This is a genomic window from Microbacterium kunmingense (assembly GCF_023155745.1).
GTDB lineage: Bacteria > Actinomycetota > Actinomycetes > Actinomycetales > Microbacteriaceae > Microbacterium > Microbacterium kunmingense.
The window spans coordinates 229,783-247,671 of record NZ_JAKNUS010000001.1 but is presented as its reverse complement, the minus strand read 5'-3'; the positions used below and the strand labels follow the sequence as shown (position 1 = coordinate 247,671).

Annotated in this window: 17 protein-coding genes; 11 read left to right on the top strand and 6 right to left on the bottom strand. The window is 72.0% G+C overall.

From position 1 onward, the window contains the following. Window positions 1-85 precede the first annotated feature (85 nt). Both MA875_RS01325 and MA875_RS01320 read right to left on the bottom strand, forming a co-directional pair. Window positions 86-1,030, bottom strand: coding sequence for a diacylglycerol/lipid kinase family protein (locus MA875_RS01325; protein WP_248239775.1), 945 nt, complete (start codon window positions 1,028-1,030; stop codon window positions 86-88). Further along, window positions 1,027-1,527 (bottom strand): Lrp/AsnC family transcriptional regulator, encoded by a 501-nt coding sequence (locus MA875_RS01320; RefSeq protein ID WP_248239773.1) that lies wholly within the window; start codon window positions 1,525-1,527, stop codon window positions 1,027-1,029. Before MA875_RS01320 ends, MA875_RS01325 begins: the two co-directional genes overlap by 4 nt. An 87-nt stretch (window positions 1,528-1,614) precedes the next feature. On the opposite strand from MA875_RS01320, the gene MA875_RS01315 reads away from it, so the two are divergent. Genes MA875_RS01315 through MA875_RS01305 form a run of 3 tightly spaced genes read left to right on the top strand, consistent with a single transcriptional unit; the run spans window position 1,615 to window position 4,783 of the window. Then, on the top strand, window positions 1,615-3,021 hold the full coding sequence (locus tag MA875_RS01315) for a DUF6421 family protein (RefSeq protein WP_248239771.1): 1,407 nt from the start codon (window positions 1,615-1,617) through the stop codon (window positions 3,019-3,021). Continuing rightward, on the top strand, window positions 3,014-3,688 hold the full coding sequence (locus MA875_RS01310) for an SDR family NAD(P)-dependent oxidoreductase (RefSeq protein WP_248239770.1): 675 nt from the start codon (window positions 3,014-3,016) through the stop codon (window positions 3,686-3,688). The genes MA875_RS01315 and MA875_RS01310 overlap by 8 nt, the downstream gene beginning before the upstream one ends. Window positions 3,689-3,712: 24 nt before the next feature. Further along, window positions 3,713-4,783 carry a threonine aldolase family protein gene (locus tag MA875_RS01305; RefSeq protein WP_248239769.1) on the top strand — a complete coding sequence of 357 codons (1,071 nt, stop codon included), beginning with the start codon at window positions 3,713-3,715 and terminating at the stop codon, window positions 4,781-4,783. A gap of 19 nt (window positions 4,784-4,802) precedes the next feature. On the opposite strand, the gene MA875_RS01300 is transcribed toward MA875_RS01305, so the two are convergent. Genes MA875_RS01300 through MA875_RS01290 form a run of 3 tightly spaced genes read right to left on the bottom strand, consistent with a single transcriptional unit; the run spans window position 4,803 to window position 7,260 of the window. Next, the gene (locus MA875_RS01300; RefSeq protein ID WP_179558471.1) at window positions 4,803-5,327 is read right to left on the bottom strand and encodes a hypothetical protein; all 525 of its coding nucleotides are present in this window, start codon (window positions 5,325-5,327) and stop codon (window positions 4,803-4,805) included. Then, window positions 5,324-6,193, bottom strand: a complete 870-nt coding sequence (locus MA875_RS01295) for an LssY C-terminal domain-containing protein (protein ID WP_248239768.1) — start codon at window positions 6,191-6,193, stop codon at window positions 5,324-5,326. The genes MA875_RS01300 and MA875_RS01295 overlap by 4 nt, the downstream gene beginning before the upstream one ends. A 5-nt stretch (window positions 6,194-6,198) precedes the next feature. Continuing rightward, window positions 6,199-7,260: an enoyl-CoA hydratase/isomerase family protein gene (locus tag MA875_RS01290; RefSeq protein WP_248239767.1), complete on the bottom strand. Its 1,062-nt coding sequence runs from the start codon at window positions 7,258-7,260 to the stop codon at window positions 6,199-6,201. Between the two features lie 92 nt (window positions 7,261-7,352). On the opposite strand from MA875_RS01290, the gene MA875_RS01285 reads away from it, so the two are divergent. Both MA875_RS01285 and MA875_RS01280 read left to right on the top strand, forming a co-directional pair. Further along, entirely contained in the window at window positions 7,353-8,579 is a 1,227-nt protein-coding gene (locus MA875_RS01285) for an ABC transporter ATP-binding protein (RefSeq protein ID WP_248239766.1), read from the top strand. Continuing rightward, the gene (locus MA875_RS01280) at window positions 8,576-9,397 is read left to right on the top strand and encodes an ABC transporter permease subunit (RefSeq protein ID WP_248239764.1); all 822 of its coding nucleotides are present in this window, start codon (window positions 8,576-8,578) and stop codon (window positions 9,395-9,397) included. The genes MA875_RS01285 and MA875_RS01280 overlap by 4 nt, the downstream gene beginning before the upstream one ends. A gap of 64 nt (window positions 9,398-9,461) precedes the next feature. On the opposite strand, the gene MA875_RS01275 is transcribed toward MA875_RS01280, so the two are convergent. Next, entirely contained in the window at window positions 9,462-9,941 is a 480-nt protein-coding gene (locus tag MA875_RS01275) for a hypothetical protein (RefSeq protein WP_248239762.1), read from the bottom strand. Between the two features lie 105 nt (window positions 9,942-10,046). On the opposite strand from MA875_RS01275, the gene cofG reads away from it, so the two are divergent. From cofG to MA875_RS01245, 6 genes are all read left to right on the top strand, one after another. After that, a complete protein-coding gene (cofG, locus tag MA875_RS01270) occupies window positions 10,047-12,458 on the top strand; it encodes a 7,8-didemethyl-8-hydroxy-5-deazariboflavin synthase CofG (RefSeq protein WP_248239761.1) in 2,412 nt (803 codons plus the stop codon). After that, window positions 12,455-13,975 carry a flavin-containing monooxygenase gene (locus MA875_RS01265; protein ID WP_248239760.1) on the top strand — a complete coding sequence of 507 codons (1,521 nt, stop codon included), beginning with the start codon at window positions 12,455-12,457 and terminating at the stop codon, window positions 13,973-13,975. The genes cofG and MA875_RS01265 overlap by 4 nt, the downstream gene beginning before the upstream one ends. Beyond that, on the top strand, window positions 13,972-14,988 hold the full coding sequence (fgd, locus tag MA875_RS01260; protein WP_248239759.1) for a glucose-6-phosphate dehydrogenase (coenzyme-F420): 1,017 nt from the start codon (window positions 13,972-13,974) through the stop codon (window positions 14,986-14,988). The genes MA875_RS01265 and fgd overlap by 4 nt, the downstream gene beginning before the upstream one ends. Beyond that, window positions 14,981-15,598 (top strand): 2-phospho-L-lactate guanylyltransferase, encoded by a 618-nt coding sequence (cofC, locus tag MA875_RS01255; RefSeq protein ID WP_248239758.1) that lies wholly within the window; start codon window positions 14,981-14,983, stop codon window positions 15,596-15,598. Before fgd ends, cofC begins: the two co-directional genes overlap by 8 nt. After that, window positions 15,595-16,380: a DNA/RNA non-specific endonuclease gene (locus MA875_RS01250; RefSeq protein ID WP_248239757.1), complete on the top strand. Its 786-nt coding sequence runs from the start codon at window positions 15,595-15,597 to the stop codon at window positions 16,378-16,380. Before cofC ends, MA875_RS01250 begins: the two co-directional genes overlap by 4 nt. A gap of 112 nt (window positions 16,381-16,492) precedes the next feature. Then, window positions 16,493-17,869, top strand: a complete 1,377-nt coding sequence (locus tag MA875_RS01245; protein WP_248239756.1) for an HNH endonuclease signature motif containing protein — start codon at window positions 16,493-16,495, stop codon at window positions 17,867-17,869. Window positions 17,870-17,889: the final 20 nt, after the last annotated feature.

Below are 17,889 nucleotides of genomic sequence, written 5' to 3'. Positions count from 1 at the left end.
GCGAGAGTGCATCTGCGCGCCGAGAATCAGGGGTCTACCCGCATCCTCGGCGCCCAGATGCACTCTCGCGGATCAGAGGAGGGGGTTAGCGAGGGCGCGGGGCGAAGACCGTCAGCGCGGTGGGGATCACGGTGAAGCGCAGCGTGAACTCCTCGCCGCGCGGCTCTTCGAGCTCGCCGTCGTGCACCCACACCTCGGGCCGGCCGGGCCCCGGACGCACGGTCATCTCGAACTCGGTCTCGAGCAGCCGCTCGACGTCGCGCTTCTCGGGCATCAGCCGCACGGCGCGGAGCACCGCCGCCGTGCGCTTGCCGAAGGCGAGCGAAGCGATCGCCCGCAGCCGTGTGCCGCGCGCGTGGTGGATCCGGATGTCGAGCACCGGATCTTCCAGCGTCTCGCGCTGCATGGTCGCCACCCGCTTCGGGTCGTTCGTACCGACGCCGACGAAGACCGACCAGACACGCGCCCGGCGTCCGTCGCGGACGATCTCCAGGGGCTCGGCGGTGCGCATGGTCCGCCACGCGGCGATGATGCCGCCGAGCCATTTCCCGAACCGGCGGCGCCGCTTGTCGCGCTCCTCGATCAGCTCGGGGTAGGCGCCCACCGACGCGGCGTTCAGGGCGAGGATCGCCTCCCCCTGCCCCTCGCGCACCTCCATCGCGGCGACCTCGACGGTGTCGCCGGCGAGGTAGGCATCGACCGCGGTTTCGACTTCCTCGAGACCGGCGGAGCGGGCGAAGTGGTTGAAGGTCCCCCCGGGCATCACCAGCAGCGGCACTCCGCGCTCCCGCGCGAGGCCCGCCATGCGGGACACCGATCCATCGCCGCCGTGGACGCCCAGCACGCGGGGCGGGTCGCCCCCGGTGAACGCCGCGTCGACGGCATCCGCCAGATCTTGTCCCTGCGACAGCTCGTACACCCGCGCTCCGGGGAGACGCTCGGCGAACAGGTCGGCGGGGTCGGTGCGGATCACCGCTGTCCCCGACCGGCTGTTGCGGAGGATGAGCAGGCCCGAACCGTCGGTCGTCATTGGTCGACCGTACCCCGCGGCACCCGGATCGGCCGGTTCTCGTAGAAGGTCTGCAGCACGACGGTGGTGCGGGTGTTCACCTGGGCGGCAGCGCGGATGTCGCGGATGAGCGCCTCGAGATGGCGCGGGCTCTCGACGCGGACGAACAGGATGTAGCTGGCATCGCCGGCGATGGAGTGGCACGCCTCGATCTCGGCGAGGTGTTCCAGGCGCTCGGGGGCGTCATCGGGCTGACCGGGATCGAGCGGGGTGATCTCGACGAACGCCGAGAGGGGTTTGCCGACCGCCTCGGCGTCGAGCTGCGCGCGGTAGCCGGTGATGACCCCGCGCGCCTCCAGGCGCCGCAGGCGCGTCTGCACCGCCGAGACCGACAGCCCGACCGCCGCGGAGAGCTCGGCGAGGGTGGCGCGGGCGTTGGTGCTCACGACCGAGACGATCCCGGCGTCGATGTCGTCGTCGAGGCGGGGAGTCGGGCCGTTCGCGTCGCCTCCGCTCATGGGTCGAGCGTAGCGTGCACGCTCGCGCGACAGGAAATCATCCTGTCCAAATGGCGAATGACCGGAACCTTTCCTATACTGAGGCGCATGAGCACCGTCATCCCTGCGCCCGCGGCATCGCTGACTGCGTCCGGAGTCGAGACCTCGCCCGAGTGGCTCGCCCTGAAGTCCGCCGCCATCGAGATCCAGACCCTGCAGGTGAAGGACGGCTCGATACCCGATCCGCAGGTGCACGACCGCGCCCGCGAGCTCGTCGCCGTCATCGCCGACGCGATCACCGCCCTCGCACCGCGCTTCCCGCACGACGAGGCCTACCTCGCAGCATCCGTCGTCGACCTTCGCCGCTGGGCCGACGGCGGCTTCGCCGAGCCCGACTTCCTCGACTCCCTCGTCGCCTTCCAGCCGCAGGAGCACCGGGTCGACGGCCTGCGCCACCTCGTCGTCTTCCCGATGTACACCCAGAACGGCTCGCCGAACCGCCACCTGGAGGCCGTGCTCGTCGAGGTGATCTGGCCGGAGTTCATCGCCCAGCTCGAGACCGAGTACACCAACCGCCTCTTCCTGTCGCTCCGGCTCCTGGATTTCACCCCCGGCTACGACACCAACAGCGCCGTGCTGTTCCCCGAGACCGTGGCGATGCGGGAGATCCCGACCTTCACGTGGGGCGCGATCTTCCAGGACCGCGAGGCCGCCCGCTATCGCCGGGTCACCCGGGCCGCCGCCGAGATCACCAAGCTCGACCTTCCCGAGGGTGCCGCGCGCATGCTCGACGACCAGCGATTGACGGAGAAGACCTTCGTCATGTGGGACCTCATCCACGACCGCACCCACATGCGCGGCGACCTGCCCTTCGACCCGTTCATGATCAAGCAGCGGATGCCCTACTTCCTGTACTCGCTGGAGGAGCTGCGCTGCGACCTCACCGCGTTCCGCGAGTGCGTCGGCCTCACCGCGCGCCTCCGGGCCCGGGTCGAGGCGGGCGAGACCCTCGGCGACACCGACGCCGAGACGCTCGAGCACGCGATCCTGGTGCAGTACGCGGTGATCTTCGACCGTATCTTCCGCTTCGCGATCACCGGCTCGCGGGTGCGCAACTACGACGGTCTCGGCGGGCAGCTGCTGTTCGCGTGGCTCCACCAGCGCGGGGTGCTGCACTGGACCGACACCTCGCTAGCGTTCGACTGGGAAGGCGTTCCCGCCGCGGTCGTCGCGCTCGGCGACGCGATCGACGAGCTGTACTGGCGCTCCATCGACCGGCCGAAGACCGCCCACTGGCTCGCGGCCTACGACCTCGTGCGACAGACCCTCGCCCCGCACCCGGCGTCGCGCTGGGCACGCGGGCTCCCCGACGACGTCCTCGCGGGCGCGCCGAAGGGGTACACCGACGCGGTGCTGGACGACGAGTTCCCGCTGTCGATGTTCTTCGAGGCGCTGGAGAAGAAGATGCGTCCGGTGATCGAGTCGACCGCCGGCATCCGGGGCACCGATGACTGACCCCGTCGCCGGCCGGGTCGTGCTGCTCGCCGGCGGCACGAGCACCGTAGGTCGTGTCGCGGCCGAGGCCCTCACCGCCGCGGGCGCGCGGGTGGTGGTCGCGGGGCGCGATCCCGAGAAGCTCGCCGCTCTCGCCGCCGCCGTCTCCGGCGTCGCGACCGAGACGGTCGACCTCACCGACGAGGCAGCCGTCACCGGGCTCGCGGAGAGGGTGCGCACCGCGCACGGCCGCGTCGACGGCATCCTGCACCTCGTCGGCGGATGGCGCGGCGGCGGCGGCCTGGCCGGGCAGAGCGACCACGACTACCGAGTGCTCGAGACCTCGCTCACCGCCCTTCGGCACGTCACCCGCGCGTTCTTCGACGACCTCGTGGCCTCGCCCGTCGGGCGGCTCGCGATGATCTCCTCGACCGCGGTCGCCCGGCCGCTGGCCGGCGGCGCGAACTATGCCGCGGTGAAGGCCGCGAGCGAGGCGTGGACGCGCGCTGTCGCGCACGGCCTGGCCAAGGCCGCGAGGGATGCCGGTGAACCGGCGTCGGGCGCCGCGGTCGTCTTCCGCGTGAAGAGCCTCGAGGGTCTCGAGGAGCGCGTCGCCACCGAGTTCGTCGCGCTGTTCTCCGCCGACGCGTCGACGGTCAACGACGAGGTCGTCACGCTCGACGCCTGATCCGTACACCTAGGCTTGTTCGACGTGACGACCATCCACGACACCGCCGTGCGCGGCTTCGCCTCGGACAACTACTCCGGCATCCACCCCGAGGTGCTCGCGGCCATCATCGCCGCCAACGAGGGCCACCAGATCTCCTACGGCGAAGACGTGTACACCCAACGCCTCCAGGAGGTCTTCGCGGCGCATTTCGGCGAGGGGGTCGAGGCCTTCCCGGTGTTCAACGGCACCGGCGCCAACGTCGTCGGGCTGCAGTCGATGCTCCCGCGCTGGGGCGCCGTGATCGCCGCATCCAACGCGCACATCAATGTCGACGAGGGCGGGGCTCCTGAGCGCGTGGCGGGCATCAAGCTCCTCACGGTTCCCACCGAGGACGGCAAGCTCACGCCCGAGCTGATCGATCGGGAGGCGTGGGGCTGGGGCGATGAGCACCGTGCCCAGCCGCTCGTCGTCTCGATCACGCAGTCCACCGAGCTCGGCACCCTGTACAGCCCCGAGGAGATCCGGGCGATCGCCGATCACATCCACCCGCTCGGGATGCGGCTGCACCTGGACGGGGCGCGGATCGCCAACGCGGCGGCCGCGCTCGACCTGCCGGTGCGGGCGTTCACCCGCGACGTCGGCGTCGACGTGGTGAGCTTCGGCGGCACCAAGAACGGCGCGATGCTCGGCGAGGCGATCGTCGTGCTCGACCCCGCAGCGTCGACGGGGCTGACCTACCTTCGCAAGCTCAACATGCAGCTGGCGAGCAAGATGCGCTTCGTCTCGGCGCAGCTGGTCGCCCTCCTCGAGGGCGACCTGTGGCTGCGAAACGCCCGCCACGCCAACGCGATGGCCCAGCGCCTGCGTGCCGGTGTCGAGGCGGGCCTGGCCGACGGCTCGATCTCGGGAGTGGAGTTCACCCAGCCGACGCAGGCCAACGGCGTCTTCGCGATCCTCCCCGAGGGGGTCGCCGATCAGCTGCGCGCGAGGTTCCGGTTCTACGACTGGGACGCCGCGCGCCGTGAGGTGCGCTGGATGTGCTCCTTCGACACCACGGAGGACGACGTCGACGCGTTCGTCGCGGAGCTGTCGCGGCTCACCGCCGGCGCCTGACCGGCCGCGCCGGCCCGACTCAGCGCTCCTTCCGCCGGGCGTAGGCCGCGGCGCTCCGGCTCGACAGCGCGAGCAGGATGAGGATGTCGATGCCGAGCGAGACGAAGGTGGTTGTGATCTCGATCTGCTGACCCTCGGCCCACCACCGCACGAACGCCGCCGAGATCGTCAGCGCCGCGAAGACCATGACGAGCACCCGCGCCCAGTTCACCCCGAGGAAGACCAGCAGCGCCATCGTCGCCTCGGCCGCGAGGAACACAGCACTGAATGCCGCGAAGACGATGAAGGTGCTCTGCTCGACGCGGTCGGGTACGTCTCCCCCGTCGCCGCCGACGATCGCGGCGACCTCTCCCACCCACTCGGGCCAGACGCCGGAGGAGGCGACGACCCACGCGGCCCCGGCGAGCACGCCGAGGAGGACGAGCAGGGTGCCCGCGATGATCGTGGGCGGACGCTTCATGTCGGGGTCGTAGCCGGTGGGCTGGAGCAGACGCTCGGCCGGCTCGAAGGCGACCCGCTTCTTGGGGTGGTCGTCCTGCCTCATGCGCTCACCTCCCCCGCACTCCGCGGCGCCTCGACGGGCGGCACCCGCACCGCGCGCACGTCGACCACCGGGAGGTCGCCATCGGTCCGGATGCTGTCGCCGCCGCCGTTTCTCGAGTGGTAGCCGGTGGAGAAGTCGGCGATGACGTTCACGGTGATCTCCGGCGCCCCCTCCCGCAGCGAGCGGACGATGTGGTCGCGCTCGATGTCGGTGTCCGCGTCGATGCGGTGGGTGATCTGCAGGGTGAACAGCGACAATCCCACGGCGGTGTCGAAGGTGCCGGCGGCGAGCCAGTCGACACGGTAGCCGCCGGGCAGCAGCCAGTCGTCGGGGCAGCGCCAGAACCGCACGTGGTGACGCTTGGCCGGGTTGCCGTCGACCTCCTGCTGGAAGGCGAAGTCCTGCTGGCGTCCGAACAGGAACAGCGGGCTCACCGGCGCCTCGCCGTAGCTGCGACGGCTGAGCGTCGAGGTGACGATGCGCCACGACGAGGCGAGCGTGACCGGATCGGCCTCGGTCCAGCGGGCCGCGCGCAGGGCGGCTTTGATCTGCTCCGCCTCGCCGATGAACGCGAGGTTCACGGGGTCGCCGAGCAGTCCGTCGCTCGTGCGCGTGCGGCCGATGAAGTAGTCGGGCACGTAGATCGTCGTGAGGATGCGGTGCAGGCGCGGAAGTACGAGGTAGGCCAGCAGCACCCAGAAGGCGATGGCGACGAGGATCCCCCACCAGCCGACCCGGAACGACTCGGTGAGGCTGAGGTAGGCCAGCCAGATGGCGGCGAGACCCGCGAAGACGAAGAAGAACCAGTCGACCGCCGCCCCGCGCGAGATGCGGCGACGCCGCGCACGCTCCGACCTCGGCGACATCGTGGTCACCCCCAGAGCGGCCGGGACGGCGAGAAGGCGAAGGCGTCGGCGACGGTCTCGGGCGACACGTCGCCGAGCCGCGCGGGGTTCCACCGCGGCGAGCGGTCTTTGTCGACCAGCTGCGCGCGGATCCCCTCCACCAGGTCGGGCTGCGTCGCGGCGAACCACAGCACCAGGCCGTACTCCTGCGCGAGGGCGGAGCGAAGGTCGGGGAGCGCGCGGGCGCGGCGCACCGCTTCGAGCGTCACGGCGAGCGCGGTGGGCGAGAGCTCCGCCAGCGTGTCGGCGGTCGCAGCCGCCTCGGACTCGGGCCGGGCGCGCAGGCGCTCGACGATCTGGACGACGGTGTCGGCGGCGAAGGCGTCGTCGATCCACGGCCGAGCGGCCGCGAGCGAGGGCGCCCCGGCGGTGTCGTCGAAGAGCAGCACGATCTCGGTGGGGCTGGCGGGATCGGCGCGATTCTGCAGCGCCTCGCGGAGCGCGTCGAGGTTGTCGGCGACGACGAGGTGATCGGCGAAGCCGGCGTAGAGGGCGTCGGCGGCGTCCATCGTGCGCCCGGTGAGCGCGAGGTATTCGCCGAGACGCCCGGGCGCCCGGGCGAGGAGCCAGGAGCCCCCGACATCCGGGGTGAATCCGATCCGGGTCTCGGGCATCGCGAGCCGCGACCGCTCGGTCACGACGCGCACCGCCGCGTGCCCGGCCAGGCCGATGCCGCCGCCCATCGTGGCGCCGTCGGCGAGGGCGACGATCGGTTTGGGATACTCGGCGATCCGCGCGTTCAGCGCGTACTCGGCGCGGAAGAACACGCCCGCGGCATCCGGATCTCCACCCAGGATCTGCTCACGCAGGCCCCGGACATCACCGCCGGCGCAGAACCCGCGCTCCCCCTCGCCGTCGAGGACGATGAGGTCCACCCCCGGATGCCGCTCCCAGGCGTCCAGGGCCGCGTGCAGGTCGTGGATCATGCCGAGGTCGAGCGCGTTGATGGCTCGTGGGCGGTTCAGCGTGAGGCGGCCGAGCCCGTTCGCGACGCGGGTGAGCACGTGAGAACGGTCGGTGTCGGTCACAGTGCCACGTTACCGGCCGCGGGCCTTTTCGCCCGGAAAGGGGTGATCGGCCAAGATGGGGGGAAGGCTTTCCATGACGAGGGGACTTCGGCATGCCCGACGGACACGTGCTGGACTTCTCCGGGGTGACCAAGAGGTTCGGCGCCGTCGCGGCGGTGGACGGGTTCACGGCGCGGGTCGAGCCGGGCGTCGTCACCGGCTTCCTCGGCCCGAACGGCGCCGGCAAGACCACCACACTCCGGATGCTGCTGGGTCTCGTGCGCCCCGATGCCGGCGCCGCACTCATCGGCGGCGAGCGCTACGCGCAGCTGCGCCATCCGCTGCAGACCGTCGGCGCGGTGCTCGAGGCCTCCAGCTACCACCCGGGGCGCAGCGCCGCGAACCATCTGAAGGTGTACGCGCAGGCGGCGTCTCTTCCCGACTCGCGCGTGGACGAGGTGCTGGGCCTGGTGGGACTGGCGGATGTCGCGGGCCGGCGCATCGGCGGATTCTCCCTCGGCATGCGCCAGCGCCTGGGGCTCGCCTACGCCCTGCTCGGCGACCCCGGCGTGCTCGTGCTCGACGAGCCCTCCAACGGTCTCGACCCCGAGGGCATCAAGTGGATGCGCGGGTTCCTGCGTCAGCTGGCCGCCGAGGGCCGGACGGTGTTCGTCTCGTCGCACCTCCTCGCGGAGGTGGCTCAGACCGTGGACGCGCTGCTGATCATCTCGCGAGGGCGCCTGGTCTTCCAGGGCGAGATCGCCGATCTCGCCGATCCGGCCGAGTTCGCCACCGTCGTCGACGCCCCCGACCGCGCGGCGCTCGTGGCGGCGATGGCGGCGGCGGGGATCGAGGGGGAGGTGCTGCGCACCGGCCTCACCGTCCGCGGGCACTCGACCGAGGAGATCGGCCGGGTCGCCGCCGAGGCGGGCGTCGCCCTCTCGTCGCTGCAGCGGAAGGGCCCGGCGTTCGAGGAGGTGTTCCTCGAACTCGTCAACGGCGTGCGCACGCACCCCAGCGCCGCGGGGCCGACAGCCGCTGACGCCGTGACGTCGCCCGCCCCGGAGTCCGAGCCGGCACCGGAGCCAGAGCCGGCGCCGGAGCCGGAGCCGGAGCCTCAGGCGGAGCTCCAGCCGGAGCCTGAGGCGGGCCCACCGCCCGGCACCGCGGTGGATCGCGTGACGCCCCCGGATCCCGTGGGCGAACCGGCCCCCGCGGCCGATCGTTCGTTCTCCGTGGCGAGCACCGGGGTGATCGACGTCATCCGCCCCGAAGACGACCGCGCGGGCGACGACCGCGGAGACAGCGACCGTTCGAGCGATGAGGGAGGTGCGCGATGAGCCTGATCGCCGCCAGCCGCTCCGAGAGCACGAAGCTGTTCACCACGTCGATCTGGTGGGTGCTCGCCATCGTCCTCGTGGGCTACATCGGGCTGAACGCCGCCGCCCTGGCCTTCGTCTTCTCCGCCGCCTCGACCGGGGCGCTCGGCGGCGAGGGCGCGCCGCCGGCGCCGGCGGAAGGGATCCCCGCTCTCCTCTACAGCACCGCCACCGCGGTGGGCTACGTCTTCCCCCTCCTCATCGGCACGCTGATGGTGACGAGCGAATTCCGCCACAAGACGCTCACCTCCACATTCCTCGCCACCCCGCGCCGCGGCCTCGTCCTCGGGGCGAAGCTCGTCGTCGGGCTCGTCGTCGGCCTGCTGTTCGGGGCGCTCGGCGTGATCGCCGCGGTGGGCCCGTCGGCGGCCTTCCTCGCCGGCTACGGCCTCGACACCGACCTCACCTCGGGTGACACCTGGGCCCTGATCGGACGGATGCTCGTCGCGTTCGTGGTGTGGGTGTGGGTCGGCATCGGCGTGGGTGCGCTGGTCCGCAACCAGGTGGGCGCCATCGTCGGGGTGCTCGTCTTCACCCTGTTCCTCGAGCCGATCGCGCGCCTCGCCGCGTCCTTCGTCGAGGGCCTCGGCGATGCACTGCGCTTCCTCCCCGGCGCCGCGAGCGACGCCCTCGTCGGGGAGAGCATCCTCACCGCCACCTCGGGCGCCGGCGGCGCCGAGCCCCTCGCCTGGTGGGCGGGCGGCCTCGTGCTGGTCGGCTACGCCGTTGTGCTCGTCGTGCTCGGGCACCTCGTCAGCTGGCGCCGCGACGTCACCTGACCCGCATCCGGTCCATCAGGGCGCATCCGGTCCATCAGGCACAGCCACTCGCACCCCGAGCCCGTCAGGGAGCGGGCGCGGGCGCCGGAGAGGGCGACGGCCGCCGGCGCGGCTTCTTCTTCATCGGCGGCGCGATCGTCTCCATCGGCCCGGTGGCGGCGATGATGTCGACGACGTCGGTGGGGGTCGCGTCGGTGTCGAGGCGCAGGGCCTGGGCGAGGGCGACGCCGTGGCGCGTGGTGAGGATCACGCGCGCGTACTCGGGGTGCCCGTCGAGGTCGATGACGACACCGGGCCGTCGTCGCCGGACGATCGCGAAATCGGCGCCGTCGGCGATCTTGAAGGTCCCCATCGCGACCATCCCGGGCACGAACGTGCCGGGGCTCGCGGCGCCGCGGAGCCACGTCCAGGGGTCATCCGTCAACTGCACCTTGGTGATCGCCGACCGCTCGATCAGCACATTCCCCTTCCGGAATGACAGCGCGCGCTCGGTGACCGACAGCGCGACCTCGAGCCGCGTCGAGTCGAGCAGCAGGGTCACCATGCGACTAGTCTGCCAGCGCCCGGCGGGCGCTCGAGAACGCTTTTGCTCACAGAGCCGCAACGATCGCCGCGCCCGGCTGTCGGGCGACGGTGCAAGACTGGGAGCGTGACCCTGCTCGATCCGGTCCGCACCTCCCATCTCTCCGCCCGCGACGTCCTCGCGCGAGCGGAGTCCGGCGCGCGACTGGACGTCGACGACGCCGAGATCCTGCTCCAGGCGGACGGCGCGGATTTCGAGCGGATGCTGGAGCTCGCCGCCGCGGTGCGGACGGCCGGTCTCGACGCCGCCGGACGCGGCCGGATCCTCACGTATTCGCGGAAGGTGTTCGTTCCGCTGACGACGCTGTGTCGTGACCGCTGCCACTACTGCGTGTTCGTGGACACCCCGCTGCAGCTGAAGAAGAAGCACAAGCCGGCCTTCATGTCGCCCGAACAGGTGCTCGCCGTCGTGCGCCAAGGTCAGGCGATGGGCTGCAAGGAGGCGCTCCTGACCCTCGGCGACCGCCCCGAGGATCGGTGGCCCGAGGCCCGCGCGTGGCTCGATGAGCACGGCTTCGCCTCGACGCTGGACTACGTCGGCCACATCGCCCGCCTCATTACCGCCGAGACGGGGATGCTCGCCCACCTGAACCCCGGCGTGATGACGCTGAGCGAGCTCGAACAGCTGCGGCCCACCGCCCCCTCGATGGGGATGATGCTCGAGACGACCTCGCGTCGGCTCTTCGCCGAGCCCGGCCAGGTGCACTACGGCTCGCCCGACAAGGACCCCGCCGTCCGCCTGGCGGTGATCGAGGATGCCGGTCGCGCACGCGTGCCGTTCACGACGGGGATCCTCGTGGGGATCGGCGAGACGATCCGCGACCGCGCCGAGTCGCTCGTCGCGATCCGCGCGGCCGACGAGGCGCATCGCGTCGACGGCCCGGGGGGTCGGCGACTCGGGCATGTGCAGGAGGTGATCGTGCAGAACTTTCGGGCCAAGCCCCGGACGGCGATGCAGGGCGCCCCCGACGCCACGATGCGCGAGTACCTCGCGGCGGTCGCCACGGCGAGGCTGGTCCTGGGGCCCCGCGCCCGGGTTCAGGTGCCGCCGAACCTCTCCGACCCGCGCGAACTCGAGCTCCTCGTCCGCGCCGGCGCCGACGACTGGGGCGGGGTCTCGCCGCTCACCGCCGACCACGTCAACCCCGAGCGGCCGTGGCCGCAGATCGACGAGCTCGCGGCGCGCACGGCCGAGTTCGGCTTCACCCTCGCCGAGCGCCTGACCGCCCAGCCCGAGTACGTCACCGCCAGAACGGAGTGGATTGACCCGGGCCTCCACGATGCGGTGGCGCTCCTCGCCGACCCGGCGACGGGCCTGGCCAAGCCCGAGACGTCGCCGCACGCGGCATCCGCTCGCCCGCCCCGCACCGAACTGCGCCTCTCCCCTGCGGGCGGCGGCCGCGATCTGGGCGTCCTGCTCGAGCGGGCCGCCGCCGACCCGCTCGCCGTGGACGACGCCGAGTGGGAGCGCCTGCTGGCGGCGACCGGCTCCGATCTCGACGCACTCACGGCGACGGCCGACGATGTGCGCCGGTACACCGTCGGCGAGGCGGTGAGCCTGGTGGTGAACCGCAACCTCACCTCGACGGGCTTCCGCGCCGCGGGAGCCGAGGGACCCGACACGTTCGACCTCGACGACGTCGCCGAGATCGCCGCCGACGCGGCGCTGCTCGGCGCCACGGAGCTGTGCATCCAGGGGCGCCTCCCCGCCGGAGAGGACCCGCGCGCTTACCTCGCCATCGCGCGGGCAGCGCGCGCGGCGGCCCCGACGCTGCACCTGCACGCCTACCGCCCGCAGGACGTCTGGGACCTCGCCGATCGCGGCGGCCTCGGTCTCACCGGCGCGCTGCAGGCCCTCCGCGAGGCGGGGGTCGACACCGTGCCCGGCACGGGTGTGAAGGTGCTGAGCGAGCGCGTCCGCGTCGCCGTCGCACCGGGCGACCTCGAGATCGACCGGTGGGAGGAGGGCATCACCGCCGCCCACCGGGCCGGCTTCCGCTCCACCTCCGTGCTCTTCTACGGCCACGTCGAGACCGCCGCCGAGCGGGTCGCGCACCTCCGCCGGCTCCGGCATCTGCAGGAGGCCGGCGGCGGCTTCACCGAGTTCGTCCCCATCCCCCTTCCGGGACCCGCGGGCGGTGTGCCGCTCGTCGCGGGCCGCGCCGCGATCGACGAGCACCGCGCGATGGTCGCGGTGTCGCGTCTGCTGCTGTCGGGGAGCATCCCGCACATCCAGATCCCGTGGACGCGGGTCGGACGTGCGGACGCCGCCGTGCTCCTCGGCGCCGGCGGCGACGACCTCGGCGGGACGCTCCTGGACGGGCGGGTCAAGCCCGCGGCGGGCGTCGAACACGGCCAGGAGCTGTCGGTGGCGGATGCCGCGGCGATCGCCGCGCGCCTCTTCCGCCCCTTCCGGCTGCGGACCACCGACTACCGCACCCCTCAGCATCCCGCTCCCGGCAACGGAGCGGCCGAGTGACCCGCATCCCCACTCAACCTCCGCTCCCGCTCCCGCGGAGCGCCGAGGTCGTCATCATCGGCGCCGGGTTCGCCGGTCTCGGCATGGCGATGGCCCTTCGGCGCGCCGGACACGACGACCTCGTCATCCTCGAGCGGGCCGACGCGGTGGGGGGCACCTGGCGCGACAACACCTACCCGGGTGTCGCCTGCGACGTGCCGAGCCACCTCTACGGCTTCGCCGCGCACCCCAACCCCGACTGGTCGGGCGTCTTCGCGCGCGGCGACGAGATCCGCCGCTACCTCGACGACGTCGCCGACCGCGAGGGCCTGCGCGAACGGATCCGGCTGCGCACGCCGATGCTGGGCGCCGAGTGGGACGAGGATGCTGCGCGGTGGCGCGTGCACACACCGGCGGGCGAGATCACCGCCGAAGCCCTCGTGCTCGCCTGCGGTCGGCTGACCGAGCCGCTCATCCCCGAGGTGCCGGGCCTTGCGACCTTCCCCGGCCCGCTGTTCCACTCGGCGCGGTGGGATCACGGCGCCGACCTCGCCGGTCGGCACGTCGCGGTCGTCGGAACGGGGGCCAGCGCGATCCAACTCGTGCCGGAGCTCGCCCGCACAGCCGCACACGTGACCCTCTTCCAGCGGACGCCGGCGTGGATCGTCCCGCGCGAGGCGCGCGCCTACACCGACGCCGAGCGGGCGCGCTTCGCCGCCCATCCCGAGGAGCTCGCGCGCCTGCGCGACACCCTCTACCTCGAGGGGGAGCGACGGTTCGCCTCGCGCTCGGGCGACGCCGCGGCATCCGAATCCGCCCGCGCGCTCGCGCTGGCGCACCTGGGCCGGCAGGTCGACGACCCTGCGCTCCGCCGAGCCCTCACCCCCGACTACGCCTTCGGGTGCAAGCGGGTGCTGCTCTCGGACGACTTCTACCCCGCGGTCGCCTCCGACGCGGTCACCCTCGAGCCCTCGGCCCTGGCGGCAGCCGAAGGGTCGACGCTCGTGGCCGCGAGCGGGCGCCGCGTCGAGGTCGACGCGGTGGTGCTCGCCACCGGGTTCGCCTCCACGCGCCAGCCGTACGCCGAACTCGTCCGCGGCGAGGCCGGGACGACCCTCGCCGCCCACTGGTCGAACGGCATGAGCGCGTTCGCGTCGACCGTGGTGAGCGGCTTCCCGAACCTCTTCGTGCTGAACGGGCCGAACGCGTCGCTCGGCCACAACTCCTCGGTGCTGATGATCGAGGAGCAGGCGGCCTATGCCGTCGCGGCGCTCGAGCGCCGCGCACTCGCGCCGGACGGGGTGCTGCGGGTGGACCCCGCCGCCGAGGAGGCCTACGTCGGCGAGATCGCCGCCGCCGCGGCATCCACCCCCTGGCTTTCGGGCGGCTGTCGCAACTGGTACGTGGACGAACGGTCGGGGCGACTGACGCTCCTCTGGCCGGGAACGGTCGACGCCTTCCGGCGGCGGCTGGCAGAAGCGGATGGATCGGAATTCACCGGCACACCGGTGGGAGCACGAGGAAAGGAATCGACATGACGGTACCGCTGAGGTTCGGATACAAGGCGTCGGCGGAGCAGTTCGGTCCGACCGAGCTCGCCGACTTCGCCGTGCTCGCCGAGGAGATGGGGTTCGACTCCGTCTTCGTCTCCGACCACTTCCAGCCGTGGATGCACGAGGGCGGGCACGCCCCGGCGGCCATCCCGCTCCTCGGCGCCGTGGGCGCGCGGACCTCGACCATCATCATGGGCACCTCCGTGCTCACCCCCACCTTCCGGTACCACCCGGCGGTGATCGCGCAGGCGTTCGCGACCCTCGGGGTGATGTTCCCGGGACGCGTCGTGCTCGGGGTGGGGACCGGCGAGGCGCTCAACGAGGTGACGCTGGGCCTGGAGTGGCCCGACCCGCCCGAGCGGTTCCAGCGCCTGAAGGAGTCGATCCAACTCATCGAGAAGCTGTGGGAGGCCGAGCGGGTGACCTTCGAGGGCACCTACTACTCGGTGGACGGGGCGACGGTGTACGACCGGCCCGACCAGAAGGTGCCGATCTACATCGGCGCGTCGGGTCCCGCCGCCACACGCTTGGCGGGCCGGATCGCCGACGGGTACATCACCACGAGCGGCAAGGACCCCTCGCTCTACACCGACACCCTGCTGCCGGCGCTGGAGGAGGGGCTGCAGAAGGCCGGGCGCCCGAGCGACGCGATCGACACCCTCATGGAGGTGAAGGTCTCGTACCACCCCGACCACGCCACCGCGATGGAGAAGACCCGCTTCTGGGCGCCGCTGGCCCTGTCTCCGGAGGAGAAGCGCGACATCCACGACCCGATCGAGATGCAGCGCCGCGCCGCCGAGCTGCCCATCGAACGCGCCGCGTCGCGGTTCATCGTCTCCACCGACCCCGAGGAGCACGTCGAGCGGATCGCCCGCTACGTCGACCTCGGGTTCCGTCACCTCGTCTTCCACGACCCCGGTCACGACCAGGCCGAGTTCCTGCGGACCTACGGCGAAGAGATCCTGCCGCGTCTGCGTGCCCGCTTCGCCGATGCCTGACCCCTCCTCCTGGGTGGTCGTCGTCCCCGTGAAGGCGGCCACCCGGGGGAAGTCGCGCCTGGCCGTCGACGGGGTGGACCGCGCCGCGCTCGCGCGGGCGATCGCGCTCGACACCATCGCCGCCGCGGCATCCTGCTCCGCGGTGTCGCAGGTGATCGTCGTCACCGACGAGGCCACCCTGCCGCTCCATGCCGCCGACATCGCGGGGCTGCGATTCGTCCCCGAGGGCGAGGCCCGCGGGCTGAACGCCGCCATCGCCGCCGGCATGCAGGCCGCAGGCGAGCGGATGCCGCGGGCCGCACTCCTCGGAGATGTGCCGTCGCTGCGGGGCGAGGACCTGGCCGTCGCGCTGCACGCCGCGGCGGCCGTGGACCGCGGTGTCGTCGCCGACGCCGAAGGCACGGGGTCGACGCTCGTGACGGCCCGCGCCGGTCTCGCCTGGGAATCGGCCTTCGGCGAGGGATCGTTCGCCGCGCATCGCGCCCTCGGTTGCGAGGTGCTGGAGGTACCGGGCGACTCGACGCTCCGGCGCGACGTCGACACGGCCGAGCAGCTGCGGGAGGCCCGCGGGATCGGACTCGGAGCGCGGACGACGGCGGTGCTCGGATGAGCGGCTACGACGCCGGGTTCCTCGGTATCGATGTACCGCTGCCCGCGTCTTCGCGGGGCGGGAGGCTGCTGACCTACCCGCGCTTCAGCGTGCAGCTCGATGCGGAGCGACGGCTTGCCGCCGTGACCGGGGTGAACATCGACGGCGCACGGCTGCTCGACCTGCCGCGCACCGGCGAATGGCGCCTCGACCCCCGCGCACCGGAGAGCGAGCAGGTGGGGCCGGAGGTCTATGCCCGCAACGACCTCGACCGGGGGCACCTGGTGCGACGGCGTGATCCCGGCTGGGGAACGCCCGCCGAAGCACGGGATGCCACGGAGGCGACCTTCTTCTACACCAACGCCGCTCCCCAGGCCGCCGACTTCAACCAGTCCAAGGAGCTGTGGCTCGGGCTCGAGGACCACGTACTGGCGTTCGCCGAGGCATCCGATCAGCGGGTGAGCGTGTTCACGGCGCCCATCTTCGGCGAGGTGGATCCGCCGTACCGCGGCGTGCGCGTGCCGTTACGGTTCTTCAAGGTCGCCGCGTGGGTGCGCGCCGGGGCGCTCGAGGCGACGGGGTTCGTGTTGGATCAGTCTGCGCTGGTCGACACCCGTGAAGGCGTGGTCGCGGTCGATCGGCTGGGGGCGTTCCGGACCTTCCAGGTGCCGATCGGCGACGTCGCCGCGGCGTCGGGCGTCGATTTCGGTCCGCTCGTCGGGGCGGATGTGCTGTCGCCGGCGGGCGCGCGGGCGGACGGGTGGCGAGAGCTCTCGGGTGTGGCGGACATCCGGTGGGCGTGAGTCGGGGCGCGCCACTCTTCGTACTTTTCTTCTAGCTATCGACCCTTGTCAGCACGCCGATGTCGGAACCCTCTGCGATGATGTGGGTAGGTCATCGAGACGGGGTCACCAGGTGGACGCGAACGAGAAGCGGCGGCGGGCGGAGGAGAAGCGCGCCGGGGTGTTCGCGGACGAGTTGGCGAAGCTGCGTCGGCGGCGGGCGGCGTTGGAGGCGAAGGAGGCCCGGCTGCTGGCGGACGCGTATGCGTTGACGGTGGAGCAGCGGTCGCGGATCGGGTCCGCGTCCTCGCGGGAGCGGGACATGCCGCTGCGGTCCATGGCGCTGGAGCTCGGCCTGGCCGTGCGGGTCAATGACCGGTCGATGCAGTCGCAGATGCATGACGCGCACGAACTGGTCGAGTTGTTCCCCGCGACGATGGAGGCCCTTTCGGAGGGTCGGGTGTCGCGGGCGCATGCGCAGGTGATCCAGGATGCCGGACGGGTCATCGAGGACCCGGTGGATCGGGCGTCGTTCGAGCGGATCGTGTTGGTGGAGGCGGAGCGGCAGACGGTGCCGCGGACGAAGAAGTACGCCCGACAGCGCGCCGAGGTGTTGGACCCGCGGCCGTTGCAGGAACGGCACGACACCGCGATTCGGAAGCGGCGGGTGTGGGTCACGGACCTGGATGACACGCTGTCGGCGTTGACGATCGTGGGCGGGAACGTCTACATCCACGGCGCCTACCACCGCCTCACCACCCAGGGCACGACCGTCAAGGACGTCGACCGTGCGAAGCGCCGCGCGTATGCGGCCGCGCGGGCTGAAGCGGAAGCGAACGGTAGCGACGAGGGCGCGCCCGATGAGGGCGCCGAGCCGTGGTTCGATGAGCGGACCCTGGATGAGATCCGGTGCGACCTGGCCCTGGACATGCTCCTCGCCGGGTCCCCGGTGATCGACCCCACCGACCCCACCACCACCGGCGGTGGGCTCGGCGCGATCCGGGCGGAGGTGCAGATCACCATCCCCATCACCACCCTGACCGGGGTGACGAAATCGGGGGCGGAGTTGAACGGGGTCACCCCGGTCGACCCGGACACCGCGAGACGGATGGCCGGGACCGCGAAGATCTGGGAACGGGTGATGACCGACCCCATCACCGGCGTCGTCACCGCCGTCGACAGGTACCAGCTCCATCCCTCCCAAACCCGGTACCTCAACGCCCGAGATATGACCTGTCGAACACCGGGTTGTCGAAGGCCCGCGAAGCTGTGTCACATCGACCATTCGAAGGATTTCGCCCACGGTGGGAAGAGCTGCAACGACAATCTCTGCAACGAATGCGCCCGACACCACACGTTGAAACACGCGACGAACTGGCACGTGGAGCAACTCCCCGGCGGGATCCTGAAATTCACCAGCCCCGGCGGGAAGACCTACGACAGCCACCCACCCTCACGGGTCGCGTTCGTCCCGACCGACGACGGCGGGTACAGCGTTGCACCCTTCTGAGCTGGTGCAGCCCCCATCTG